This is a genomic window from Dermatophilaceae bacterium Sec6.4, from assembly GCA_039636865.1.
In the GTDB taxonomy this organism is placed as follows: domain Bacteria; phylum Actinomycetota; class Actinomycetes; order Actinomycetales; family Dermatophilaceae; genus Allobranchiibius.
In genome coordinates this window covers 1,378,157-1,401,468 of record CP144172.1, presented here as the reverse complement: position 1 = coordinate 1,401,468, position 23,312 = coordinate 1,378,157, and the positions used below count along the sequence as shown (strand labels likewise).

The window sequence follows — 23,312 nt, the reverse complement described above, 5'->3', positions numbered from 1 at the left end:
GGCCCCTCAGACCTTCGGCACGCGCACGATCAACGCGTCGCCCTGCCCGCCGCCGCCGCACAGCGCCGCGACACCGGTACCACCGCCGCGCCGTGCCAACTCCAGGGCCAGGTGCAACGTGATGCGCGCGCCCGACATCCCGATCGGGTGGCCCATCGCGATGGCGCCGCCGTTGACATTGACCTTTTCGGGATCGAGCCCGAGCTGTTTGGTGGAGGCGAGCCCAACTGCTGCGAACGCCTCGTTGATCTCGACGAGGTCCAGGTCGGTGGGATCCAGGCCCGCCTTGGCGCAGGCCTTTGCGATGGCGTTCGCGGGCTGGGACTGCAGACTGGAGTCGGGTCCAGCGACCACGGCGTGCGCACCGATCTCGGCGAGCGGGGTGACGCCCAGTTCGGCCGCCTTCGCGGCGCTCATCACGACCACCGCACAGGCTCCGTCGGAGATCGGGGATGCCGAACCGGCGGTGATTGTGCCGTCCTTGCGGAATGCCGGGCGAAGCTTCCCCAGCGATTCGGTGGTCGTGTCGGGGCGGATGCCCTCGTCGTTGCGGTACTCGATCGGATCGCCCTTGCGCTGCGGGATCATCACGCTGACGACCTCGTCGTCGAAGAGACCGTTCTTCCAGGCGAGTGCCGCGCGCTGGTGGCTGCGGGCACCGAAGGCGTCCTGCTCCTGGCGGCTGAATTCCTGATCGGCGGTATTGGCGTCTTCGGTCAGGCCGCCCATCGCCTGGTCGGTGAAGGCATCCCACAGACCGTCGTATGCCATGTGGTCACGCATCGTCACGTCGCCGTACTTGAATCCCGCGCGGCTGCCGGGCAGCAGATGCGGTGCCTGCGACATCGATTCCTGGCCACCGGCCACGACGACGTCGAACTCGCCCGCCCGGATCAGCTGCGCCGCAAGCGCAATGGCATCGATTCCTGAGAGGCAGACCTTGTTGATGGTGAGGGCGGGCACATTCATCGGGATGCCACCCTTGGCCGCGGCCTGACGGGCCGGAATCTGACCGGCGCCCGCAGTGAGCACCTGGCCCATGATCACGTAATCGACCTGGTCTGGGCTGATGCCCGCCTTCTGCAGCGCGCCCTTGATGGCGAAGCCGCCCAGGTCTGCGCCGGAGAGGTCTTTGAGCCCGCCCATCAGCTTGCCCATCGGCGTCCGAGCGCCGGCAACGAGGACGGGGGTGCGGTCGGTATCTACGTCATTACCCATAAATTCACCTTAGCCTTGCGGCTATGCCGAGCCTGCCGACCCATCTGTTCACCGCTGTCGACCACGTGGGCATCGCCGTGCCCGATCTGGACGCTGCCATCGACTTCTACCGGGCGACTTTTGGTATGCAGGTCGTGCACCGGGAGACCAACGATGAGCAGGGCGTCGATGAAGCCATGCTGCGCGCAGGCGCCGAGGGCAGCGACTCGGGGGCGCAGATCCAGCTCCTGGCACCCACTGGCCCGGAATCGACGATCGCGAAGTTCCTCGATCGCTCCGGGCCGGGTCTGCAACAGGTCGCCTACCGGGTGAGCGACATCGAGGCCGTCAGCGCGACGTTGCGCGAGCGCGGGCTGCGTCTGCTGTTCGACGAGCCGCGCCGCGGAACTGCGGACAGCAGGGTCAACTTCGTGCACCCCAAGGACGCGGGCGGCGTGCTGGTCGAGCTGGTCCAACCCGCTGAAGTTGTCTGAACGAGCGCGCTCCATCGAGCGCGCTGGTTCATACAACTTCTGAGAAAGCGCGTTACCGCCACGATCCGCCGGGCCGACGGCGGTCCCGGGCGGTCCAGCATCCGGTGTGCCAGTGCCGCCGGTCGCTGATGTCGCCCAGCCCGTCGTCGGGCCAGACGACGACGTGCCCGAGCGCTGCTGACAGCTGCTGACTGCACCCGGGACAGGTGTAGACCCGCCCGTTGCCGTTACCCCGGACCGGTCGCACCATCCATGCACCGCCGGCATACTGCTCGCGGCGCATTCCGGTTTCCAGCACCCGGGAGATGTCGAATTCGCCGTCGGCCGGTGGTTTGCGACGCGGCGGACGCGGTCGGCGAGGCACCGGGTCAGCCGAGGAGTGGTGCGCCAGAGGCGGCGTGCTCGCGCAGCAGGACGGAGGGGGTCAGCGCAGCCTCACCGCTCTCGTCACGCATCGCGGTCAGAACGGCGGCCACCTGTGCTGCTCCGAGACGGTCGACCATCGCGAGCAGCCCTTCGGGATATCCGCATCCGGCAATCATCGCGGTGTCGATATCACCCGCGGTGGCGTACCCCGAGTCGAGCATCCGCACCGCGTCGTTGAGGTGCGGGTAGAGCAACGCATCGACGACGCCTCCCGCTCGCAGGCGTCCACTGACCACGGTGAATCCGGTGGCGGTGAGCGTCGCGCGCAGCGTCACCACGGACGCGTCGCGGCGGGAACTGAGGATCTCTGCCAGCTCACCACCACGTGTTGCCGGGTGTGTGCGGACGGCGACCATCGTGACTCCGTCGGGTACGACCGGCACCGTGCCCGCCGATCCACGGGAGGCAATCGCGAGCACCGCGCCGGGTTGCATTGTCGCGACCAGATCGCGGATCCACTCGGCGCTGCTGTCGCCGGCGAGCATCACCACCTCCAGCCCGGCGAGCGAGTCTCGCGCACCCGAGGTGCTGACCCACTCCACCGATGAGGCCCCACCGGCGCCGATGCGATCGGCCAATTCGGAGGCCCGGGCGGAATCCCCGATCACCACGACGCTCTGCGCCGGTTGCGCATCGAGAGGCTCGGGCAGGTCTGTGACGACACCCGATCCCGGTCGCTCATAGCTGTAGAAGCCTGATCCGGTCTTGCGGCCCAGCCGACCTGCAGCCACCAGTTGGGTCAGCAGGGCGGGCGGCGCGGCGGACGGATCATGAGTTGCGGCGTACAGGACGTCGCAGACTTCCTTCACGACATCGAGCCCGATCAGATCCGACAGGGTGAGCGGCCCCATCGGAAATCCGACACCGATCCGGCCGGCCGCGTCGAGGTCTTCGCGGCTCACGTGACCGGTCTCGTAGGTGGCGATGGCGCGTGCCAGGTAGGTGATCAGCAGGGCGTTGGCCACAAACCCGGCCCGGTCCCGCACCACGACCGGTTCCTTACCGAGCCGCTGCGCCAGGCTGTGTACCCGCGCGACGACGCCCTGGTCGCTCAGCACCGTCGTGATGACCTCGACGAGTTTGAGCACCGGCGCCGGGTTGAAGAAGTGCATGCCGATCACCCGCTCGGGGTGCGCCGTCGGGGCCGCGATGGCGGTCAGGGACAGACTGGAGGTGTTGGTGGCGAGGACCGCGTCAGGTCGTACCACACCATCCAGAGCCTCGAAGATGGCTGATTTGAGGTCCATTCGCTCCGGCACCGCCTCGATCACCAGATCGCATTCGGCAAGCGCGTCGTAGCTGTCGGTCCAGGTCACCCGGTCCAGAATCTGGCGCTGATCCTGCTCGGACAGCCGCCCCCGGGTCACCGCTCTGCCGGTGGAGGCCTCCAGAAAGCCGCGTCCGCGCTGCGCCAACTCGGGCGTGCCGTCGACGCCCACGACATCGAGCCCGGCTCGCGCGAACACCTCCACGATGCCGGCACCCATCGTGCCGAGTCCGATAACGCCTACTTTTTCGATCTCGCCCGTCATCCCGCCAGTCTCCCAGAAACCGCGATCCCCCAAACCTCGGCGTGCCACTGGTGCAGTGAATTAGAAGTAACGCGGTGCGGATGTGGGCAAAGCTGCTGATCGGCCGCGGAGCGACCGCCCAGCAACCTTTGCACGCACCGCACTAGGCTTCCGGTCGTGCGCGTCGTCATTGCCCGCTGCAGCGTGGACTACACCGGAACATTGAACGCCCATCTACCCCTTGCGACCAGACTGCTGATGGTCAAGGCCGACGGATCGGTGCTGATCCACAGCGACGGCGGGTCGTACAAGCCGCTGAACTGGATGTCGCCGCCGTGCTCGATGGCGCAGTTGCCGCCCACCGAGGACGAGGCCGAAACCGGTGTGGTGCAGACCTGGTCGGTGCAGCACGCCAAATCTGACGGCCGGTTGCATGTGTTGATCTACGAGGTGCTGCACGACTCCTCGCACGACCTGGGCATCGATCCCGGTCTGATCAAGGACGGTGTGGAGGCCCAGCTGCAGGCGTTGCTCGCCGAGCACATCCATACCCTCGGCGACGGTTACACGCTCGTCCGCCGCGAGTACCCGACGGCTATCGGTCCGGTCGACATCGTGTGCCGCGACAACGGCGGAGCGACGGTGGCCGTGGAGATCAAGCGGCGCGGGGACATCGACGGGGTCGAGCAGCTCACGCGGTATCTGGAGTTGCTCAACCGCGACCCGCACCTGTCGCCCGTCACCGGGGTTTTCGCGGCCCAGCAGATCAAACCGCAGGCGCGAGTGCTGGCCCAGGACCGCGGGATCCGTTGTGTGACCTTGGATTACGACGCACTCAAGGGTGCCGACGACACCACCACGAGATTGTTCTGATGCCCGATCAGATCGCGGTCGCGGCGCCGAATGCCCTCAGCACCCAGGCCGGGGTCCAGGTAGCGCAGGCCGGCGGTAGCGCGGTTGACGCGGCCATTGCAGCATTGATGACCGCCTATGTCACCGAACCGGGTCTGGTCAGCGCGCTCGGTGGCGCCTTCATCAACGTCTGGCCGTCGGACGGGTCGCCGATCGTCATCGACGGCAACTGCGAGATGCCCGGCCGAGGGCTGGCCGAAGACCGGTTCGGCGGTGGCATCCGCGAGCTCTTCCTGAACTACGCGGGTGGCATCACCGTCTTCGCCGGCCCCGGATCGGCCGCGACACCGGGAGCCTTCGCGGCCTGCGCAATGGCCACCGAAAGATTCGGGCGGGCCAGTCGGGCCGATGTCCTTGCGCCGGCCATCAGCGCAGCGCGGGACGGCTTCACGGTCGGGTCCGCCAGCGGCAGCTATCTGCGTCTCGTGGGCGACCCGCTCTACGCCTTCGATCCGGTGACCCGCGCCATCCACTTCCACGGCGATTCACCGGTCGGGCTGGGCGACACCATGACGAACGCCGATCTCGCCCGCACCCTGGAAATCCTCGCCCAACAGGGTTTCTCGAGCCTGTACGACGGCGATCTGGCTGAAGCGGTGGCCGATCACGTGCAACGCACCGGAGGACTGCTCACGCGCGCCGACCTCGCGGCGTACCAGGCCGTGGCGCGGCCCGCGAACCGGACGCGCCTCGGCCGGTGGGACATCGCCACCAACCCGCCACCCTCCATCGGGGGCCCCGTGCTCACCACGATGCTGCGGATGCTCGCCGAATCCGGCACCAGCCCCGCAGCGCTCATCGACGTGCAGACCAGGGTGCTGCGCTACCGGGAAGCACACCTGGACCGCGCCGTCGATCTCGCTGCGGCGGGGCTGCACATGCTGCACAGCCGGCCTGATGGCGACCGGGCCGCGCTGTCGACCAGCGGGGACACCGTCCACGTCTCGGCGGTGGATGCAGGTGGCACCGCCTGCTCGATCACCTCCTCGGCCGGATATTCATCCGGCGTCACCGTGCCAGGCACCGGTCTGGTGCTGAACAACTGTCTCGGCGAGCCCGAGCTCAATCGACTGGGCCTGCACGCCTTACCCACCGGCACCCGGATCGCCTCGAACATGGCACCGACCACCGCCCGTAGCACCGATGGCGGCCTTCTGGCGATCGGCAGTCCCGGCGCCGACCGGATCACGACGGCGCTGATGCAGGTCATGGGCCGCTACTGCCTGGATGACGCCGGCCTGCAGGAGGGCATCGACGCGCCACGGCTGCACATTCAGCTCGTCGACGACCACGAGGTCGTGCAGTACGAGCCCGATGCCCAGATAGAGGCGCAGCTCGGGGGCCGCGACGCGGTTGAACACCCTGCTCACGCAATGTATTTCGGTGGTGTGGCGGCCGCCTACCGGGCCAGTGACGGGACGCTGTTCGCGGCGGCCGACCCACGCCGGGCGGCGGGCACCGCGATCGGTTGAACCGACCGACTGAGAGGATCGGGTCATGGTCATCCTCAGCAGGATCTACACCCGCACCGGCGACGACGGCAGTACCTCCCTCGGTGACTTCAGTCGCACCGGGAAGAACGACCCGCGACTCGTGGCATACGCCGACATCGACGAGACCAACTCGTGCATCGGTGTCGCCGTCGCTACGGGCGGACTGGACGACGCGATGCAGGCCATGCTGCGTCGTATCCAGAACGACCTCTTCGACGTGGGGGCAGATCTCTGTACGCCGCTCGTGGCCGATCCCCCGCACCCGCCGTTGCGCGTACTGCCGGAGTGGGTCGATGAGTTGGAGGCGGACTGCGACCGGCTCAACGAAGACCTCGAGACCTTGCGGTCGTTCATCCTGCCGGGCGGTTCGGTCGGCGCCGCGCAGCTGCACCTCGCGCGCACGATGGCACGGCGGGCCGAACGCTCGACCTGGGCGGCAATCGCCGAGCACGGCACGCAGGAGGCCGCGACGGGCTCTGAACAGATCGGCGGGGTCAATCCACTTGCTGCGCGGTATCTGAACCGGCTGTCCGACCTGTTGTTCCTGGCCGCCCGTCACGCAAACATCGCGCATGGTGGGGACGTGGAGTGGGTGCCGGGCGGGGGTCGCCAGCAGAAGTCCGAATGAACGACGCCGGCGTCAAGAACGCTGGAAGCGGGCGTCAGCACAGCACAGCCCAGCCATGCGGTTCCAGCGTGAAATCTGCTCCGGTTGCTGCTGCTTCCCCGGCCTGCAGAGCCAATCCGTCGGCCGCCACCCGGTACGTCGTATCGCTGAGATTCAACGCAACCCGCAGTCGCTGGGTGGATTCGGCGCTCACGTCGTAGATCAGCTGCTCGTTGGACAGCTGCACCACGGTGCTGTGCGCAGTGTGCAACCACGGGTGGCGGCGGCGAAGCCCGATCAGCTCCTGGTGCAGCCGCAGCACCGGTTCACCGAGCGGTGACAACTGCGAAGGGCTGCTCGGGAGTGCCGGACGAATCTCGTCGTCTCCCCCGACGCGCTCCTGCTTGACACCGCGGAAGCCCTGCTCGTCCCCGTAGTAGACGCTCGGAGTGCCACCGAGGGTGAACAGCACGACGACGGCATGGGCCAGGTGCCGACTGTCACTGATCCTGCTGGCAATCCGCGTCACGTCGTGATTCCCGACGAAGGTCAGCGGCACGAAGGCGTCCAGGAATGCGTTGTGACGCTCCATCGCGGCGTCGAGTTCGTAGAAATTGCCATCCTGCAACGAACTCCAGATCGCCTTCCACAGTTCGTACTGGGTGACCGAATCCATCCCTGACGCCTGCACGACTTCTACGTAGTCGCCATGGATCACCTCCCCGACAATCCACGCGTCGGGATGCTTCTCGCGGACCACTGGAAGCACCTGCGCCCAGAACTTCGGCGGCACAGCGTAGGCAGCATCCAGCCGCCACCCGTCGACACCCCGGTCCAGCCAGTGGGTCATCACCCGAGTCACCATCGCGGTTACCTCGGGTGAGTCGTGGTCGAGCGCGACCAGCTGAGAATGGCCTTCGAAATCGTCGTACTCCGGTGGGCCGTCGGGTCCGTCCGGCCACCTCAGTCGGAACCACGAGCAGTAGGGCGAACGCGACCCGTGCGCCAGCACGTCCTGGAACGCGTGGTGCTCGCGACCCACGTGGTTGAACACGCCGTCCAGTAGCACCCGTAGACCGCGCGTATGGGCCGCAGCGACCAGGTCATCGAAGTCCGAATCGGTACCCAGACGGGCGTCTATACGGAGATAGTCGGTGGTGTCGTACCCGTGGGTGCTGGATTCGAAGATCGGGCCGAGGGCGACACCTGACGCACCGAGTTCGAGGGTGTAGTCCAACCAGTCGCCGATCCGCGCCAGGGCAGGCGTTGCCGCCCGCGACCGGCCGCTGATATCGGCACCGGCAACACCCAGCGGGTAGACCTGCCACCACACCACGTGCTGCACCCAGTCGGGTTCGCGCGTCACGCAGCGTCCGTCATGCCACGTCCGCGCGGACGCCCGGCGGGGAGGACTCCGACCAGGACCGCAGCGCGGCGTAGTCCACGTTGTTCATGGTGATATCGAAATATCGTTCCCCGATGCGGCAGCTCACCTGCACCGGATCCGTCAGATGCGCCGATGCACCCCCGGGTAGCGGGCGCGGCGGACCCAGCTCGATCTCACCGCGCGGCCACACACACGACGGCCGAAGCGACACGCTGCGCATCAGGAACCACCGGACGTCGGTCGTGGAGACGAGTGCCTGACCCAGGCGGCTGCGCCCGTTGTGTTGCACGGCCACCAGGTAGGCGGTCGTCCCCCGTCCGATCGTGCGGTTGCGCAGCACGACCGCAGCGGCAGCACCGACAAGAGCCAGCAGGATCAGAATGAGGGCAAGACCGAGGAACTCACTGGACCGTACGAACTCGCTACCCATATCTGCGCCTACCGGTCAATGCGTGGTGACGACGGCTCTCAGAAGTCCGACGCGTCTACGGTCTCGGCAACGACGGTCACCTTGTCGTTGTCAACGGAGACGAAGCCCGCGTCGATCGTGGCAATTTTGCGTGCTCCGTCGACCGGGTCGATGCGAACCTCACCGTCGACGAGCACGGACAACAACGGCGAGTGACCGGGCAGGATGCCGAGTTCGCCTTCGGTGGTGCGTGCGCTCACGCCGTTCGCCTCGCCTTCCCACACCAGGCGGTCTGCGGCAACAAGTTGGACGTCGAGGGGGCTCACTAGTGATGACTCCTTGGTCGGGCGCCGGCCGCAATGCACCATGACGGTCGAATGTCGGTGCGTGCCGGGGTCGTCGGACGATAGTCCATGATACCGGGCCACGGCGGCTACCATCGCCAGGTGCTTGTTTCGTTGACGACCGTGCTCGGCAAAGGGGTCCGTCGGGCCGCGTTGGCCCGCGGTGGCGGGTCTGCGTTTCCCGGCTTGTTCGTCGAACGTTTCGATCCGTCGTACGTCGCGAAGGTGCTCGCGACCCTGCCACGCGGAGTAGTCGTCGTCAGCGGCACCAACGGCAAGACCACCACCACCAAGATTCTGGTGGATCTGCTGGAATCACAGGGTTTACGGGTGTTCACCAACCGCACCGGCAGTAACTTCGTGCGCGGTGTCGCTGCTGCGCTGCTCGGAGCGGTCAACGTACGCGGCCGGTTGGACGCCGATATCGCCGTCCTCGAGCTCGACGAGGCGCACGCGGTGCATTTCGTCCGAGCCGTCGCACCGACGTACTGCCTGCTGCTGAACGTCATGCGCGACCAGCTGGACCGGTTCGGTGAGATCGATCACACGGCCAGCATGCTGGCCACCATCGCCGAGCACACGACCGACACGGTGGTCCTGAACCGCGACGATCCGCGACTCGGCGCGAAGTCGTTCGGGGACCGCGTGCAGCACGCTGCGTTGCGTAGCTACGGCACCAGCGTCGACCTCTCGGCAAGTTTTCCCTCCGACGACAACATGTACGGCGACGGGGAGGGCGCACCCGGGGTGGTGCCCGCGATCTTCCTGGATGACACCCAATTGGACTCCTTCAAAGGCCAACGGGCGCAGGTCTCCTACGGTGGCACGACCCATGCAGCGACGCTCGAACTGACCGGCGTCTACAACGTACTCAACGCGACGGCCGCCATCGCGCTCACCCGGGCGGTGCTCGGTGGGCAACTACGCGAAGGCCCGATGTACGACGCGCTCGCTCGGGTGCGGCCGGCGTTCGGCCGCGGCGAGGTGGTGCGGCTGCAGGACAGCGACTGCGCGATGGTGCTGGTCAAGAACCCCGCCGGCTTCCGGCTGGCGCTGCGCTCCTATGACCCCGCCGACACTGCCACGATGATCGCCATCAACGACAACTACGCGGACGGCCGCGACATGAGCTGGCTGTGGGACGTCGACTTCGCGTCGCTGCAACCGGCCGGGGTGGCCTGCGTGACGGGCGTTCGGGCGTACGACATGGCATTACGACTGCAGTACGACGACGTGCAGGTCACGACGGTCTCGCCGCAGTTGGAGCCCGCGCTGCAGGAGTTCTTGCGCAGCACGCCCGGTCGGGACAAACGGATCTACTGCACTTACACGGCGATGCTCGCGATTCGAAAAGTGCTGGCCACCAAGGGCGATCTGGAGAAGGTCATCGCATGAGCGACATCGTATGACTACGAAAGTATGCATTCTGCAGTTGTATCCCCGCGACATGAACATCTACGGCGACTGGGGAAACACCCTGGTCCTGCGGCAGCGCTTGACCTGGCACGGTTACGAGCCGCAGATCATCGACTACAACCCCGGCGACGACTTCCCGGACGGCATCGATCTTGTCGTCGGTGGTGGCGGCCAGGACAGCGGCCAGGGTGTCGTGGCACAGGACCTGCTGCGGATCGGGCCGCGACTGCATGAATTGGCGGACGCCGATGTGCCGATGCTGGTGGTCTGCGGGCTGTACCAGCTCTTCGGTCACTATTTCGACACCGTCGACGGCACCCGGCTGACCGGTATCGGGTTGCTCGACGTACACACAGTCGGCGGCACCACGCGGCTGATCGGCAACATCACCACCCGGCACCAGGACTTCGGCGACATCTTCGGCTACGAGAACCACAGTGGGAAGACCTACCTCGGCACCGGCGGGAGCGCCCTCGGAAGCGTCGTGCAGGGTGCGGGCAACAACGGCGACGACGGCACCGAGGGTGCCCGCTACCGCAATGTGCTCGGCACCTACCTGCATGGGTCTGTGCTCCCCAAGAATCCCCGGATTGCCGACTTCCTGATCGAGCGCGCCGTACGCATGCGGCAGCCGGACTTCGTGCCCGCATCGATCGATGACCGGTACGCCGAGCAGGCCCGCCGCGTCGCCGCTACCCGACCGCGCTGAACAACGTCTTGCTGTCTTTCACGTTCGCCGTCTTTCACGTTTGCGTCGCTGGCGCCCACAGAAGTGTCGAATCCAGCCCTCTCGGCCACGTTTGCGTCGCCGGCGACCAAACCATGATCAGCACACGGGTTCGTGGACGAGTGACCGAAGGATGACCGTCAGCCTGATCGGCGCGTTCCTGGCCGCCGTCGCGTACGGCGCAGCGACGATCCTGGAGGCCATCGGAGTACGGCAACTGGCTGCACTCCCCCAGGGATCGCCGTGGCGCGACCGGATGCCGGGCGCCGGGATCTACCTGTGCGGGCTCATCGTGGATCTGGTCGGGTTTCTGCTGTCCGCCGCGGCGTTACGACGTCTGCCGCTCTTTCTGGTCGAGTCCGCGGTCGCCTCCTCGGTGGCGATCACCGCCGTTCTGGCCGTCTTCCTCCTCGGCGTTCGCCTGCACCGCAGCGAGATCATCGCCCTCGGTGGGGTGGGTGCCGGCCTGGTACTCCTCGCCGTCAGCGCCAAGGAAGGCCCGCCTCAAGCAGTCGGCCACCTCGCCGGTTGGCTGCTACTGCTCGCCGCCGGCGCGGTCGCACTGATCCTGCTCGTCGGTTGGCGGATGGCTGCGGACCGCGAATCATCGGCCGCGGTGCTGGCACTGGGCGCCGGAGCCGGATTCGGCCTGATGGGCGTGGCCGCACGCATCATCGTGATCCCGGATCACTGGTGGCAGTGGTTCACCGAACCGACATTCTGGGCGCTGATCGCGCACGGAGGACTGGCCTTGACCGCCTACGGCCTCGCGTTGAGCCGCGGTCGGACCACCACGGTGGCTGCGGTGACCTTCGCCACCGAGACGGTGCTGCCCGCGATCATCGGACTCACGCTGCTCGGCGACGGCGTCCGCCAGCACCTATGGGCCGTTGCCGGGGTCGGATTTGCCCTTGCCCTCGGCAGTTGCATCGCCCTCGCGCAACGCGCTGAACCCGAACCAGCGGCCGGGCAGAGTTGCTGAGACACGGCAGGCAGGGACACTGTCGTCATGAGCATCGAGCCGCCGCCTACCGGTGACAAACCCGCCGACGAGCGTCCGGCGCATCGGATCGAGTCCGTCGACGAGCGAATGGACCGCAACTGGGTTGAGTTGCTCCAGGAGTTGCGGGTCACCCAGACCGGTGTACAGATCCTTGCCGGTTTCCTACTTACCCTGCCGTTCCAGCAACGCTTCTCGATCCTCAGCAGTCTGGAGCGGGGCGAGTATGCCGCGAGTGTGCTGTGCGCGGTCGCGGCGACCATTCTGCTCGTCGCCCCCGTCAGCTCGCACCGGCTGCTCTTCCGTCGGCACGAGAAGGCGGTGTTGGTCACCATGGCCAACCGCTTTGCCAAAGGCGGTCTGGCAGCACTCGCGGCGACTATCGTTCTCGTCCTGCTGATGGTCTTCAGCGTGCTGATCAACCCACTGGCCGGCGTGCTTGTGGCGGGCACCGTAACGGTGATCTTCGTTCTGCTCTGGGTCGTGCTGCCACTGCACATTGGGCGCACCCAGGCAGCGCTCGCCCAGGAAAAACGCAGTCAGAACGGCCCGCAACAGATATGACGAGCGGCCAAACGGTTGCCCGGTTGACCGCTCGTCCTGCTGACTGTCGCTCTGAGGTCAGTCGCCCTGCTGGTGCAGTTCCTTGGTCTTGCGCTCGACGTCGTCGAGGCCACCACACATGAAGAAGGCCTGCTCGGGCGAGCTGTCGTAGTCGCCGTCGGCAATCTTCGTGAACGCCTCGATGGTGTCCTTCAGCGGCACCGTCGACCCTTCGAGGCCGGTGAACTGCTTGGCCACGTAGGTGTTCTGGGACAGGAAGCGCTGCAGACGGCGGGCCCGGTTCACCAGCACCTTGTCCTCTTCGGACAATTCGTCGATTCCGAGGATCGCGATGATGTCCTGCAACTCACGGTTGCGCTGCAGGATGCCCTTGATCCGCACTGCGGTGTCGTAGTGGTCCTTGGCGATGTACCGCGGGTCCAGGATGCGCGAGGTCGAAGCCAGCGGGTCCACTGCCGGGTAGATACCCATCGAGGCAATGTCACGCGAGAGCTCGGTCGTGGCGTCCAGGTGGGCGAACGTCGTTGCGGGGGCCGGGTCGGTGTAGTCGTCCGCCGGTACGTAGATCGCCTGCATCGAGGTGATCGAGTGGCCACGAGTGGAGGTGATGCGCTCCTGCAGCACGCCCATCTCGTCAGCCAAGGTCGGCTGGTAGCCCACTGCGGACGGCATCCGACCCAGCAGGGTGGAAACTTCCTGACCGGCCTGCGTGAATCGGAAGATGTTGTCGATGAAGAGCAACACGTCCTGGTTCTGCACATCGCGGAAGTACTCCGCCATCGTCAGCGCAGACAACGCGACGCGCAGGCGGGTGCCCGGCGGCTCATCCATCTGGCCGAAGACAAGGGCTGTCTGGCCGAGCACGCCGGCCTCTTCCATTTCGACCATCAGGTCGTTGCCCTCGCGGGTGCGCTCACCGACACCGGCGAACACCGAGACACCACCGTGGTCGCGGGCGACTCGGGCGATCATTTCCTGAATCAACACGGTCTTGCCGACACCGGCACCACCGAACAGGCCGATCTTTCCACCCTGCACATACGGGGTCAGCAGGTCGATGACCTTGATGCCGGTCTCGAACATCGTGGTGCGCGACTCCAGCTGATCGAACGCGGGAGCCTTGCGGTGGATACCCCACCGCTCTTTGATATCGAGCGTCTCACCGTCCTGCAAGTTCATGCAGTCACCCGTGGCGTTGAATACCTTGCCGAGAGTGACGTCGCCCACAGGCACGCTGATCGGGCCGCCGGTGTCCTGGACCGCCGCGCCGCGGACGATACCGTCAGTCGGCTGCAGGGAGATCGCGCGCACCATGTTGTCGCCGATGTGCTGGGCGACCTCGAGGTTGACGATGTGCTTGTTCTCGCCCTCGACGTCACCGCTGGACAGGTCGACCTCAAGCTTCAGCAGGTTGTACATGTCGGGCATCGAGTCTGCTGAGAACTCGACGTCAACGACCGGGCCGATGACGCGAGCGATACGACCTACCCCGCCCGCGGTCTGGCCAGCCTGATCCTGCTCTGGAGTGGTAACTGTGCTCATCTGTTCAGTCCTTCTTCGTAGCGGGTCAGCTGGCGTCTTCGAGTGCGGTGGCCCCGCCAACGATCTCGCTGATCTCTTGGGTGATTTCTGCCTGGCGTGCCTGGTTGGCGAGGCGGCTGTAGGTCTTGATGAGTTCTTCGGCGTTGTCGGTAGCCGACTTCATCGCGCGCTGGCGGGCCGCCAACTCTGATGCCGCCGACTGCAACATGGCGTTGAAGATGCGCGCCGTGACATACCGCGGAAGCAGAGCATCCAACACCTGCTCGGCGCTCGGCTCGAACTCGTACAACGGGGCAATGGCATCGTCCTGGCCGTCACCATCGACATCGTTGCTCTCGCTGACTTCCAGCGGTAGCAGACGAAGCACGACGGGCTCCTGAGTCACCATGTTCACAAAGCGGGTGTAAACCAGGTGGACCTCGTCGATACCACCGTTGTCGGCGCCCTTGCGGAAGTCGGCGACGATGCGTTCGCCGATCTCCCGAGCTACCTCGAAGGTGGGGCTGTCGGTAAAGCCCTCCCAGGTGTGCTCCGCCTCGCGCCGGCGGAATTTGTAGTACGCAATGGCTTTGCGACCGATGAGATACGGCGCGATCTCCTTGCCCTCACCACCGAGTCGCTCCACCAGCTCCGCGCTCTTCTTCATCGCGTTCGCAGAATAGGCACCGGCCAGCCCGCGGTCACTGCTGAAGATCACCACGCCCGCGTTCGCCGGATGGTCCCGCTCGGTGGTCAGCACGTGAACGGTGTTGGAGTGGGTGGCCACGGCCGAGCAGGCGCGAGTCAGTGCCAGTGCGTAGGGGGTCGACTTACCAACCGCCTGCCGCGCCTTGACCACCCGTGATGCTGCGATCAGCTCCATCGCGCGAGTGATCTTCTTGGTGGACTGCACGGAGCGGATGCGCTGTCGGTAGACCCGCATTTGCCCTGCCATGAGTCAGCTGTCCTTCTTCTGCTTGGCGATCTTCGCCTGGCTGACCTGATCTTCATCGATCGCGTCGTGCGATTCGGTGCCCGCGCCGGACTTGTCGTCAGTCGCGTGGAACTGCTTCTTGAAAGACTTGATTGCCGACTCGAGAGCATTGCGACTGTCGTCGTCGAACTTCAACGTCTCACGAATCGAGTCCAGAATGCCCTTGTCCTCGCGGCGCAGGTAGTCCAGGAATTCTTCTTCGAAGCGGCCGATGTCCTCCACGGCGACGTCGTCGAGCTGCCCCGTCGTACCGGCCCAGATGACAACTACCTGGTCCTGCACGGCGTACGGGCTGTTCTGCGGCTGACGGAAGAGCGACATGAGGCGCTCACCCCGGGCCAGCTGTCGACGTGAGGCCGCGTCCAGGTCGGAGGCGAACATGGCGAAGGCCTGCATTTCGCGGTACTGCGCCAGGTCGACCTTGATCGAACCGGTGACCGCCTTCAGCGCCTTGGTCATCGCCGCGCCGCCGACTCGGGAGACGGAGATACCCACATCCACCGCCGGCCGCTGGTTGGCGTTGAACAGGTCCGCCTGCAGAAAGATCTGACCGTCGGTGATGGAGATGACGTTGGTCGGGATGTACGCCGAGACGTCGCCGGCCTTGGTCTCGATGATCGGCAGACCGGTCATCGAACCCGCGCCCAGCTCGTCGGACAGCTTGGCGCAACGCTCCAGCAGGCGACTGTGCAGGTAGAACACGTCGCCCGGGTAGGCCTCGCGGCCCGGCGGACGGCGCAGCAACAGCGACACCGCGCGGTAGGCCTCGGCCTGCTTGGACAGGTCATCGAACACGATGAGGACGTGCTTGCCGTCGTACATCCAGTGCTGTCCGATGGCCGAACCGGTGTAAGGGGCGAGGTACTTGAAGCCTGCCGGTTCACCGGCGGAGGCGTTCACGATGGTGGTGTATTCCATTGCGCCTGCGTCTTCGAGCACGCCCCGCACCTCGGCGACGGTCGAGTTCTTCTGACCGATGGCGACGTAGATGCACCGGACCTGCTTCTGCGGATCGCCGGATTCCCAGTTGGCCTTCTGGTTGATGATCGTGTCGGTGGCAATGGTGGTCTTGCCGGTCTTGCGGTCACCGATGATCAGCTGACGCTGACCGCGGCCGACCGGGGTCATCGCGTCGATGGCCTTGATACCGGTCTGCAGCGGCTCGTGCACCGATTTACGTTGGACGACGGTGGGCGCCTGCAGTTCCAGCGCGCGACGAGCGTCGGCCTTGATCTCACCGAGGCCGTCGATCGGCTGCCCGAGTGGGTCGACGACCCGACCCAGGAACGCATCACCGACGGGAACAGAGAGCACTTCACCGGTCCGTTTGACTTCCTGGCCCTCTTCGATTCCGTCGAACTCACCGAGGACGACGACACCGATCTCGTGGACGTCCAAGTTGAGCGCGAGGCCCAGCGTGCCGTCCTCGAAGCGGAGCAGCTCGTTGGTCATCGCCGAGGGCAGACCCTCGACGTGCGCAATGCCGTCAGCGGCGTCACTGACCCGGCCGACCTCTTCGCGCGAGGCTGCACCGGGCTCATAGGAGGAGACGTACCCCTCCAGTGCATCCCGGATCTCGTCTGCGCGGATCGAGAGCTCCGTCATCTTCTTATCTCCTTCTCCTCGGCCACTACGGCCGGTCAAGCATGGGCTGTCAGTACAAAGTGTGCTGGGCGCCTGAGCGCCGATCTGCGTTACGTGTTCAGCGCGTCATGAGGCGACGAGCCTCATCGAGACGACTGGCCAGACTTCCGTCGATGACCTCATCACCGACGTGCACTCGGATACCACCGACGACCTGCGTATCAACGACGACGTTGATCTGCACGTCCCGGCGGTAGATCTCCTTCAGGGCGCCGGCCAGTCGTGCGCGCTGGTCATCGTCCAGGGGGTGAGCCACGAACGCCGTGGCCCGCAGCTGCTCGCGCAGTCGCGCGGCCGTCTCGATGTAGGACTCGAGTACGCGCTCGATACGTTGCCCCCGCGGACGTTCGACTGCACCACGGACGAGGTAAAGGGTTTCGGGTGCAACCTTCCCCTCCAACAGCGTCGTGACCAGGGCTGCCTTGTCGTGACCACTTCGCTGGGAATCCGCGAATGCGTCGCGTAACTCAGGACTGCCGGCAACCGTACGTTCGACCCGGAACAGTTCGTTCTCGACCTGGTCCATCCGACCCGCACCGTCAGCTCCGGTGAGCACCGCCTCGACCGCCAACTGCGCGGTCGCGTCGGACAGGTCGCGCTCCCGGGACCAGCGCTGGCGCACCAGCGATCGCACTACCTCGAGCGTGTTATCGCCGATCTTTCCTGCGAAGAGGCGATCGGCCAGCCCGGCCCGTGCGTCCTGGGTGGCTGACGGATCGGCCAATGCTCGGCGCAACGCGACACTGGAATCCAGCACCGTCGTGACGGCGAACAGCTCGTCACCCACCGCGCCGGCATCGGCGAGATCGCCGAGCTGGCTGTGCAGGGTGTCCCGAGCTCCGGCCAATGATGACCGTGAACTGCCCTCCATCAGCTGCCTGCCTCCGGACCTGTCGATCCGACCTTCTCCGGCTTGACGGCCCCGGACTCGAGGTCGGCCAGGAACCGGTCGACGATTCCGCGCCGGCGGACGTCGTCCTCCAGGGATTCGCCCACGATGCGGCTGGCGAGATTGGTCGAGATCGTGCCGACCTCACTGCGCAGCTGCACCGACGCCTGCTGACGCTCGGCCTCGGTCTGCTTGTGGGCAGCCGCGACGATGCGCTCGGCCTCGACGTTCGCCTGCTCACGCGCTTCCGAAATGATCGTCGCGCCCTGAGCCTTTGCGTCCTCGCGGATCTTGGATGCTTCGCCCTGAGCGTGCGACAACTGCTCGTCGTACTTCGCCTTGGCGGCTGCAGCTTGCGCCTGCGCCTCCTCGGCCTGCTCCATGCCGCCTTCAATGGCAGCGGTCCGCTCGTCGTACATCTGCTCCAACCGGGGCACGACGTACTTCTTGTAGATGAAGTAGATGACCCCGAACGCAATGAGGCCGATGATCAGCTCGGCCGGTTGCGGGATGATGGGGATTTGGGTGCCCCACGTGCCGCCTTCGGTCGCAAGACTGGTGAATGCCACGATCGATCCTTACTGACGTGATCCGGGTGAAATATTCGTCCTGAGACGCATCGCGACCTACTTGAAAATGAATCCGAAGACCAGGCCCAGCAGTGCAAGTGCCTCGGCAAGTGCGAAGCCGATGAAGGCAATGGTCTGCAGCTGACCGCGGACCTCGGGCTGGCGGGCAACACCGTTGATGTAGGCCGCGAAGATCAAGCCGATACCGATGCCGGGGCCGATCGCGGAGAGTCCGTAACCGACGATGGCGAGGTTGCCAGTCATTCTTGTTCCTTTCGTTGGCGCTCCGGCTCGGTGCCGGCGCGTCGGGATGATTCGGTGGAGGTGATTGAGAAGTCTTAGTGCTCTTCGGCCAGTGCGCCGGAGATGTAGATGGCCGCCAACATGGTGAAGATGAAAGCCTGCAGGAACTCGATGATGAGTTCGAAAAGGGTCATGACGATCGTGAAGCCGAACGACACCACACCTGATGCATTCAAGAACAGATTGCTCCCGTGCAACAGCAGGTACTCACCACCGAGGCTGAAGACCAGCAACATCACGTGGCCAGCAAGCATGTTTCCGAAAAGTCGCAGGGCCAGCGTCACTGGCCTAGTGATGAAGAAGGTCACCAGTTCCAGGGTGTACACGAACCAGGAGATCCACCATGGCAGTCCTGGCGGCATGATCGACTTGAAGTAGGGAAGTACTCCACCCTTTGCCTGAATTCCGACTGCGTGATACACCACATAGACGATCCCAGTTGCAACGATGCAGAAACCGATCCTGCTGAATGTCGCAAACTGCACAAATGGGATCACGCCGGCCACATTGTTGAGAACGATGACTGTGAACAGGGTGAAGAGCAACGGTAGGAAGCGCCGAAACTCTTTGGTGCCGATGACGTCGCGTCCAATGGTGTCGCGGACGAACCCGTAAATGAGCTCCGTCTTGAACTGGCGCTTGCTGGGAACCACAGTCAGCTTGCCGCTGACGCTGTAGAAGAACCAGCCGAGTAGCACAACGCTCAAAACAAGAACCACGCTCGGACGGGTGAGCGCGAAGGCGCCATTGCCGATGAGCGGCTGCCAGAAGTCTGAGATCCCGGGCGGCTGGAACTTATCCCCGCTCATGACAGCCGCGTAGGGGGCGGCAGCGGCAGCGAGTGTCGCGCTCACAGAATCTCCTTCGTCATCATGTCATCAGCAACTACCCAGCTAAAAATGTCATCTTGGTGCGCGATCAACAGCGCACGGCCCTGAGCCGATCGGGGTGTGCGGTGCCCGCACCCGTCGCCGCAGGGGTGATCCGGCGCCAAGGTTACCCGAAATTCGAGGCCCCCGATCATGCTGCGCCGTCCCCCGCAGTCGGCGGGTCGTACACAGGTCGGCGGCTGCGCACGAAGCCCAGCACCTGGAATCCCTGCCATACCAGCACGACGACGGCGACTGCAAGCACGGTAGGAACGGGCTGCAGATCCAGCAGTGACGTCGCTGCGAACATCAGAAGGATGACCAGGATTAACTGGCCGAAGAAGACTGCCATCGCGGCTGCCATCAGAGCGACCCCGTTGACGTCGATCACCTTGCGCATCACCAGCAGGCCGGCGGCGAAGAAGAACAGAGCGAGCAGGGCACCGAACCCGGCCGACAGGCCGGCACGACCGCCCCCGATCAACAACGCGACCACTGCGGTCACGATGCCGGCGATCACGCTCGGCACGAGGGCCGTCTTGAGCATCACGTCGAATGGCGACGGCACCACGGGCTCAGCAGGCACCGAAGCGGTGTCGTGAGCGGACGGTGAGTCCTTCATTGGCTCGTTCTCCTGCCAGATCGTGGGCGTCGACATCGGTCTCCCGGGCGTCTCGCGAAGGGCAAAGCAGCCTGCGGCTACCTTGTGAAAACTATCACAAGCTCCCTGCCCTTCTCCACCTCGGAAGCCAGAGAGTCAGCAGCGCACTGATGGCGATCAGCGCCACGAGCGCAGATACGGCCCAGCCGGTCTTGACGTAGCTGAACATCAACACCCCCAGCGCCAATGATGCGGACCACAGATAGAGCAGCAGCACCGCCCGACGGTGCGAGTGACCGATGTCGAGCATCTTGTGGTGCAGATGGCTCCGGTCCGGCTTCCAGAACTTCGGCCCGCGCCGCTTGACGGCCAGGATCACGTCGAGCACGGGCAGCGCCAGGATCGCGACCGGCAACGCGACCGGCACCCAGAACGCCGCCGACGCCTGAGCGACCTGATTGGGCGGCAGGTTGCCGGTGAAGGAGATGGTCGACGCCGACAGCAGCAGCCCCAGCAGCAACGCCCCGGCATCCCCCATGAACAGCCGCGCCGGATAGAAATTGTGCGGCAGGAAACCCAGGCAACAGCCGGCCGTGGCTGCCGCGAGGAAGGCGGACGCGGTGAAGACCCGCCCGGAGGAGTCCGGGAACAGATGCGCGACCTGGTAGGCCCACGCGAAGAACGCCACTGCGGCGATCGCCACGAAACCGGCGGCCAGGCCGTCCAACCCATCGGCGAAGTTCACCGCATTCGTCATCCCGAGCACGATGACGAAAGTCAGCACGATCAGGATGGGTTGCGGCAAGATTGTGGTCGCGTCACCGGTCGGAAGAGCGGCGAGCTGCACCCCTCCGAACGCGATGATGCCGGCCGCAATGAGCTGGCCCGCGAACTTCGTCACCGGGTCCAGCTCGCGGAAGTCGTCAATCGCCCCCACCACAGTGATGAAGGCGGCGCCCAGCAAGGTCGCTACGACCTGGTGGTTCGCGCCGTTGGTCAAACCCTTCAGGTACGGCAATTTGCTGGCGACGAGAACCGCTGCTGCGAACCCCAGCAGCATGGCGACGCCGCCCAGGCGCGGGATCGGCACCGAGTGGACGTCGCGTTGGCGCACCGGGGTCACCGCCCCGAACCGCATCCCCAGCCACCGGATCGCCGGGGTCGTCACATAGGTGACAACCGCGGCGATCACGGCAACGAGCAGGTATTCGCGCACGAGCTGGGACCGGGCCGCCTAGGCGGGGCGCGGGTATGCCGGGAAGCGGCCCACCAGGTCAGCGACTTCGGCCCGCACCTGCTGCGCCACCGCGTGCTGCGGTGATCCGTCGCCCTGAGTGATGGCCCGGTGGATCAGGTCGGCGATCGTCGTCATTTCCGTCGTACCCATTCCCTGCGTCGTCACGCTGGGACTGCCGACCCGGATACCGGAGGCGATGTTCGGCTTCTGCGGGTCGTAGGGAATGGCGTTCTTGTTCAGCACGATGCCCGCGGCATCCGCGCGCTCCTCGGCCTGCGCACCGGTGACGTCGATGCCCTGCAGGTCGTGCAGCGACAGGTGGGTGTCGGTGCCGCCCGTGGTCGGACGGATACCGCGCTCACCCAGCGCACCGGCGAGCGCCTGCGCGTTCTTGATGACCTGTGCGGCGTAGGTGGCGTACTCCGGCGTCGCGCACTCTTTGAAGTTGACTGCCTTCGCCGCAATCGTGTGCATCTGCGGGCCACCCTGCATCATCGGAAAAATGGCCTTGTCCAGCTTCGCCGCGTGCTCGGCCTTGCAGACCAGCGCACCCGAACGGGGACCGCGCAGCACCTTGTGGGTGGTGAAGGTGACCACGTCGGCGTACGGCACCGGCGACGGGATCGCCTTACCGGCGACCAGACCGATGAAGTGCGCCGCGTCGACCCAGAAGATCGCGCCGATCTCGTCGGCGAGGTTGCGGAAGAATTCGAAGTCGATCAACCGTGGGATGGCCGAACCTCCGGCCAGGATGATCTTTGGCCGGTGCTCCTTCGCGAGCCGCTCGACCTCGGCGTAGTCGATGTTCTCCGAATCCTTCTCCACGCCGTACCCGACCGCGTTGAACCACTTACCGGAGAAGCTGACCTTGGTTCCATGCGTCAGGTGACCACCCATCGGCAACGACATACCGAGCAGCGTCTCCCCCGGCTTCATGAACGCCCCGTAGACGGCCAGGTTGGCGCTGGCCCCCGAATGGGCCTGCACATTCGCATGCTCGGCGTCGAACAGCGTCTTGCACCGCTCGATGGCGAGGGTCTCGGCCTTGTCTACCTCGGAGCACCCGCCGTAGTAGCGACGACCGGGGTAGCCCTCGGCGTACTTGTTGGACAACGTCGAACCCAGCGCCGTCAAGACCGCGGGGCTGGACATGTTCTCGCTGGCGATGAGCTGAAGTCCGGTGCGCAACCGATCCAACTCGGACAACAGGACGTCGGATATCTCCGGGTCGAACTGCGCAAGCGCGTTGAAGTCGGAACCGTAGAACGGTGTGGAGGAGTCGGTCATCGGGTCACCTTAGGAATCGGAGGAGGTGGTGGAGGTGGTGTCGGGCTCGCCCTTGGTCAGGTTGACCGGCTCGGGCGCTGCGTGCGTGGCCGACTCCGGCTGCACCTTGGAGAGGTCAACCGCGCCGTCGTCGGGTTTGTGGGCCGCGTCGGGTTTGCGGGCCGCGTCGGGTTCGTGGGCCGCGTCGGGTTCGCCGTAACCCTCGAACTGTTCGATGGCAGCTACTTCGATCAATTCGACACCGGCCAGCACCTCGCGCAGCGCCTGCGCCGACACCGCACCGACCCGCAGCAGCACTGGGTCCGGGGTTGTGCAGTCCAGGATCGTGGACGGTTCACGGCCCTCGCGTGTTCCACCGTCCAGGTAGACCTCGACCGCGGGACCGAGCGCGAAACCGGCTTCAGTGATGGTGGTCGCAGTCGGTTTGCCGGTGCGGTTGGCCGAACTGACGGCCATCGGACCGACTCGTGAGAGCAGCTCCAGCGCGATGTCATCGTCAGGCATCCGCAAACCCACGGTGCCGTTGCTGTCGCCCAGATCCCACGCGAGAGAGGGCTGCGCACGGAAGATCAGTGTCAGTCCGCCCGGCCAGAACGCCTCCATCAGCCGACGGGCATAGGAAGGTACCGCCGTCGCCAGCCCGTCCACTGTGGTGAGCGCCGGGATCAGCACGGGTGGCGGCATATCGCGACCTCGACCCTTGGCATCCAGCAGTTTCTGCACGGCTGAGGGGTTGAAGGCGTCGACACCGATGCCGTAGACGGTGTCGGTCGGCAACACGACGCAATCACCGCTGTCGGTGGCATCTTTTGCGGCGGAGACACCCTCCTCGCGGGTCTGCGGTGACGCGCAGTCGAAGACAGGGCTCAACGAGGCTCTCCTGCGATGTTGATGGGGATTAGGGAGTGGAC

The 23,312-nt window shown here is 65.6% G+C and carries 25 protein-coding genes; 8 read left to right on the top strand and 17 right to left on the bottom strand.

From position 1 onward, the window contains the following. Nucleotides 1-6 precede the first annotated feature (6 nt). Nucleotides 7-1,218, bottom strand: coding sequence for an acetyl-CoA C-acetyltransferase (locus V3G39_06920; protein XAS77766.1), 1,212 nt, complete (start codon nucleotides 1,216-1,218; stop codon nucleotides 7-9). A 23-nt stretch (nucleotides 1,219-1,241) separates the two neighbouring features. On the opposite strand from V3G39_06920, the gene mce reads away from it, so the two are divergent. Next, on the top strand, nucleotides 1,242-1,691 hold the full coding sequence (mce, locus tag V3G39_06915; protein XAS77765.1) for a methylmalonyl-CoA epimerase: 450 nt from the start codon (nucleotides 1,242-1,244) through the stop codon (nucleotides 1,689-1,691). A 52-nt stretch (nucleotides 1,692-1,743) separates the two neighbouring features. Here the strand turns inward: mce and V3G39_06910 are convergent, their stop codons facing one another. Further along, nucleotides 1,744-2,055, bottom strand: a complete 312-nt coding sequence (locus V3G39_06910; GenBank protein ID XAS77764.1) for a hypothetical protein — start codon at nucleotides 2,053-2,055, stop codon at nucleotides 1,744-1,746. A 4-nt stretch (nucleotides 2,056-2,059) separates the two neighbouring features. After that, a complete protein-coding gene (locus tag V3G39_06905) occupies nucleotides 2,060-3,649 on the bottom strand; it encodes a 3-hydroxybutyryl-CoA dehydrogenase (GenBank protein XAS77763.1) in 1,590 nt (529 codons plus the stop codon). Between the two features lie 156 nt (nucleotides 3,650-3,805). Here V3G39_06905 and nucS point away from each other — a divergent pair, with 156 nt between their 5' ends. Genes nucS through V3G39_06890 form a run of 3 tightly spaced genes read left to right on the top strand, consistent with a single transcriptional unit; the run spans nucleotide 3,806 to nucleotide 6,661 of the window. Next, entirely contained in the window at nucleotides 3,806-4,501 is a 696-nt protein-coding gene (gene nucS / locus V3G39_06900) for an endonuclease NucS (protein XAS77762.1), read from the top strand. Further along, on the top strand, nucleotides 4,501-6,012 hold the full coding sequence (locus V3G39_06895) for a gamma-glutamyltransferase (GenBank protein ID XAS77761.1): 1,512 nt from the start codon (nucleotides 4,501-4,503) through the stop codon (nucleotides 6,010-6,012). Before nucS ends, V3G39_06895 begins: the two co-directional genes overlap by 1 nt. Before the next feature lie 25 nt (nucleotides 6,013-6,037). After that, nucleotides 6,038-6,661 (top strand): cob(I)yrinic acid a,c-diamide adenosyltransferase, encoded by a 624-nt coding sequence (locus tag V3G39_06890; GenBank protein ID XAS77760.1) that lies wholly within the window; start codon nucleotides 6,038-6,040, stop codon nucleotides 6,659-6,661. Nucleotides 6,662-6,695: 34 nt separating this feature from the next. On the opposite strand, the gene V3G39_06885 is transcribed toward V3G39_06890, so the two are convergent. From V3G39_06885 to V3G39_06875, 3 genes are read right to left on the bottom strand one after another with little or no spacing between them, the layout of a single operon-like run. Continuing rightward, complete coding sequence (locus V3G39_06885; GenBank protein ID XAS77759.1) at nucleotides 6,696-8,006, bottom strand: alpha-amylase family protein; 1,311 nt, start codon at nucleotides 8,004-8,006, stop codon at nucleotides 6,696-6,698. A gap of 10 nt (nucleotides 8,007-8,016) precedes the next feature. Beyond that, entirely contained in the window at nucleotides 8,017-8,457 is a 441-nt protein-coding gene (locus V3G39_06880) for a DUF2550 family protein (protein ID XAS77758.1), read from the bottom strand. Between the two features lie 38 nt (nucleotides 8,458-8,495). Continuing rightward, nucleotides 8,496-8,762 (bottom strand): F0F1 ATP synthase subunit epsilon, encoded by a 267-nt coding sequence (locus V3G39_06875; GenBank protein XAS77757.1) that lies wholly within the window; start codon nucleotides 8,760-8,762, stop codon nucleotides 8,496-8,498. 120 nt (nucleotides 8,763-8,882) lie between these two features. Between V3G39_06875 and V3G39_06870 the strand changes: the two genes are divergently transcribed. The 4 genes from V3G39_06870 (at nucleotide 8,883) to V3G39_06855 (ending at nucleotide 12,487) form a co-directional block, all read left to right on the top strand. Further along, nucleotides 8,883-10,175 carry a MurT ligase domain-containing protein gene (locus tag V3G39_06870; protein XAS77756.1) on the top strand — a complete coding sequence of 431 codons (1,293 nt, stop codon included), beginning with the start codon at nucleotides 8,883-8,885 and terminating at the stop codon, nucleotides 10,173-10,175. 10 nt (nucleotides 10,176-10,185) lie between these two features. After that, entirely contained in the window at nucleotides 10,186-10,905 is a 720-nt protein-coding gene (locus V3G39_06865) for a glutamine amidotransferase (GenBank protein XAS77755.1), read from the top strand. A gap of 151 nt (nucleotides 10,906-11,056) precedes the next feature. Next, nucleotides 11,057-11,905, top strand: a complete 849-nt coding sequence (locus V3G39_06860; protein XAS77754.1) for a hypothetical protein — start codon at nucleotides 11,057-11,059, stop codon at nucleotides 11,903-11,905. 27 nt (nucleotides 11,906-11,932) lie between these two features. Further along, complete coding sequence (locus tag V3G39_06855; protein ID XAS77753.1) at nucleotides 11,933-12,487, top strand: DUF6328 family protein; 555 nt, start codon at nucleotides 11,933-11,935, stop codon at nucleotides 12,485-12,487. Between the two features lie 57 nt (nucleotides 12,488-12,544). Here the strand turns inward: V3G39_06855 and atpD are convergent, their stop codons facing one another. From atpD to V3G39_06800, 11 genes are all read right to left on the bottom strand, one after another. After that, nucleotides 12,545-14,029, bottom strand: coding sequence for a F0F1 ATP synthase subunit beta (atpD, locus tag V3G39_06850; protein XAS77752.1), 1,485 nt, complete (start codon nucleotides 14,027-14,029; stop codon nucleotides 12,545-12,547). A 25-nt stretch (nucleotides 14,030-14,054) separates the two neighbouring features. Further along, nucleotides 14,055-14,963 carry a F0F1 ATP synthase subunit gamma gene (locus V3G39_06845; GenBank protein ID XAS77751.1) on the bottom strand — a complete coding sequence of 303 codons (909 nt, stop codon included), beginning with the start codon at nucleotides 14,961-14,963 and terminating at the stop codon, nucleotides 14,055-14,057. Between the two features lie 3 nt (nucleotides 14,964-14,966). Continuing rightward, nucleotides 14,967-16,607, bottom strand: coding sequence for a F0F1 ATP synthase subunit alpha (atpA, locus tag V3G39_06840; protein ID XAS77750.1), 1,641 nt, complete (start codon nucleotides 16,605-16,607; stop codon nucleotides 14,967-14,969). Nucleotides 16,608-16,704: 97 nt separating this feature from the next. Beyond that, a complete protein-coding gene (locus V3G39_06835; protein XAS77749.1) occupies nucleotides 16,705-17,517 on the bottom strand; it encodes a F0F1 ATP synthase subunit delta in 813 nt (270 codons plus the stop codon). Further along, nucleotides 17,517-18,104, bottom strand: a complete 588-nt coding sequence (locus V3G39_06830; GenBank protein ID XAS77748.1) for a F0F1 ATP synthase subunit B — start codon at nucleotides 18,102-18,104, stop codon at nucleotides 17,517-17,519. The genes V3G39_06835 and V3G39_06830 overlap by 1 nt, the downstream gene beginning before the upstream one ends. Nucleotides 18,105-18,161: 57 nt before the next feature. Continuing rightward, a complete protein-coding gene (gene atpE, locus V3G39_06825; protein XAS77747.1) occupies nucleotides 18,162-18,368 on the bottom strand; it encodes an ATP synthase F0 subunit C in 207 nt (68 codons plus the stop codon). Between the two features lie 74 nt (nucleotides 18,369-18,442). Further along, nucleotides 18,443-19,261: a F0F1 ATP synthase subunit A gene (gene atpB / locus V3G39_06820; GenBank protein ID XAS77746.1), complete on the bottom strand. Its 819-nt coding sequence runs from the start codon at nucleotides 19,259-19,261 to the stop codon at nucleotides 18,443-18,445. Nucleotides 19,262-19,427: 166 nt separating this feature from the next. Continuing rightward, entirely contained in the window at nucleotides 19,428-19,934 is a 507-nt protein-coding gene (locus tag V3G39_06815; GenBank protein ID XAS77745.1) for a hypothetical protein, read from the bottom strand. Between the two features lie 58 nt (nucleotides 19,935-19,992). Continuing rightward, a complete protein-coding gene (locus V3G39_06810; protein XAS77744.1) occupies nucleotides 19,993-21,093 on the bottom strand; it encodes an MraY family glycosyltransferase in 1,101 nt (366 codons plus the stop codon). Between the two features lie 18 nt (nucleotides 21,094-21,111). Then, nucleotides 21,112-22,401, bottom strand: a complete 1,290-nt coding sequence (glyA, locus tag V3G39_06805) for a serine hydroxymethyltransferase (GenBank protein ID XAS77743.1) — start codon at nucleotides 22,399-22,401, stop codon at nucleotides 21,112-21,114. A 9-nt stretch (nucleotides 22,402-22,410) separates the two neighbouring features. Then, entirely contained in the window at nucleotides 22,411-23,271 is an 861-nt protein-coding gene (locus V3G39_06800; protein ID XAS77742.1) for an L-threonylcarbamoyladenylate synthase, read from the bottom strand. Nucleotides 23,272-23,312: the final 41 nt, after the last annotated feature.

Coding starts and splice junctions, on each gene's coding strand:
- V3G39_06890 (XAS77760.1), top strand. CDS start 6,038: ATGGTCATCCTCAGCAGGATCTACACCCGCACCGGCGACGACGGCAGT.
- V3G39_06860 (XAS77754.1), top strand. CDS start 11,057: ATGACCGTCAGCCTGATCGGCGCGTTCCTGGCCGCCGTCGCGTACGGC.
- atpD (XAS77752.1), bottom strand. CDS start 14,029: ATGAGCACAGTTACCACTCCAGAGCAGGATCAGGCTGGCCAGACCGCG.
- V3G39_06920 (XAS77766.1), bottom strand. CDS start 1,218: ATGGGTAATGACGTAGATACCGACCGCACCCCCGTCCTCGTTGCCGGC.
- V3G39_06905 (XAS77763.1), bottom strand. CDS start 3,649: ATGACGGGCGAGATCGAAAAAGTAGGCGTTATCGGACTCGGCACGATG.
- V3G39_06835 (XAS77749.1), bottom strand. CDS start 17,517: ATGGAGGGCAGTTCACGGTCATCATTGGCCGGAGCTCGGGACACCCTG.
- glyA (XAS77743.1), bottom strand. CDS start 22,401: ATGACCGACTCCTCCACACCGTTCTACGGTTCCGACTTCAACGCGCTT.
- V3G39_06845 (XAS77751.1), bottom strand. CDS start 14,963: ATGGCAGGGCAAATGCGGGTCTACCGACAGCGCATCCGCTCCGTGCAG.
- atpE (XAS77747.1), bottom strand. CDS start 18,368: ATGACTGGCAACCTCGCCATCGTCGGTTACGGACTCTCCGCGATCGGC.
- V3G39_06895 (XAS77761.1), top strand. CDS start 4,501: ATGCCCGATCAGATCGCGGTCGCGGCGCCGAATGCCCTCAGCACCCAG.
- atpA (XAS77750.1), bottom strand. CDS start 16,607: ATGACGGAGCTCTCGATCCGCGCAGACGAGATCCGGGATGCACTGGAG.
- V3G39_06865 (XAS77755.1), top strand. CDS start 10,186: ATGACTACGAAAGTATGCATTCTGCAGTTGTATCCCCGCGACATGAAC.
- V3G39_06880 (XAS77758.1), bottom strand. CDS start 8,457: ATGGGTAGCGAGTTCGTACGGTCCAGTGAGTTCCTCGGTCTTGCCCTC.
- mce (XAS77765.1), top strand. CDS start 1,242: ATGCCGAGCCTGCCGACCCATCTGTTCACCGCTGTCGACCACGTGGGC.
- V3G39_06815 (XAS77745.1), bottom strand. CDS start 19,934: ATGTCGACGCCCACGATCTGGCAGGAGAACGAGCCAATGAAGGACTCA.
- V3G39_06855 (XAS77753.1), top strand. CDS start 11,933: ATGAGCATCGAGCCGCCGCCTACCGGTGACAAACCCGCCGACGAGCGT.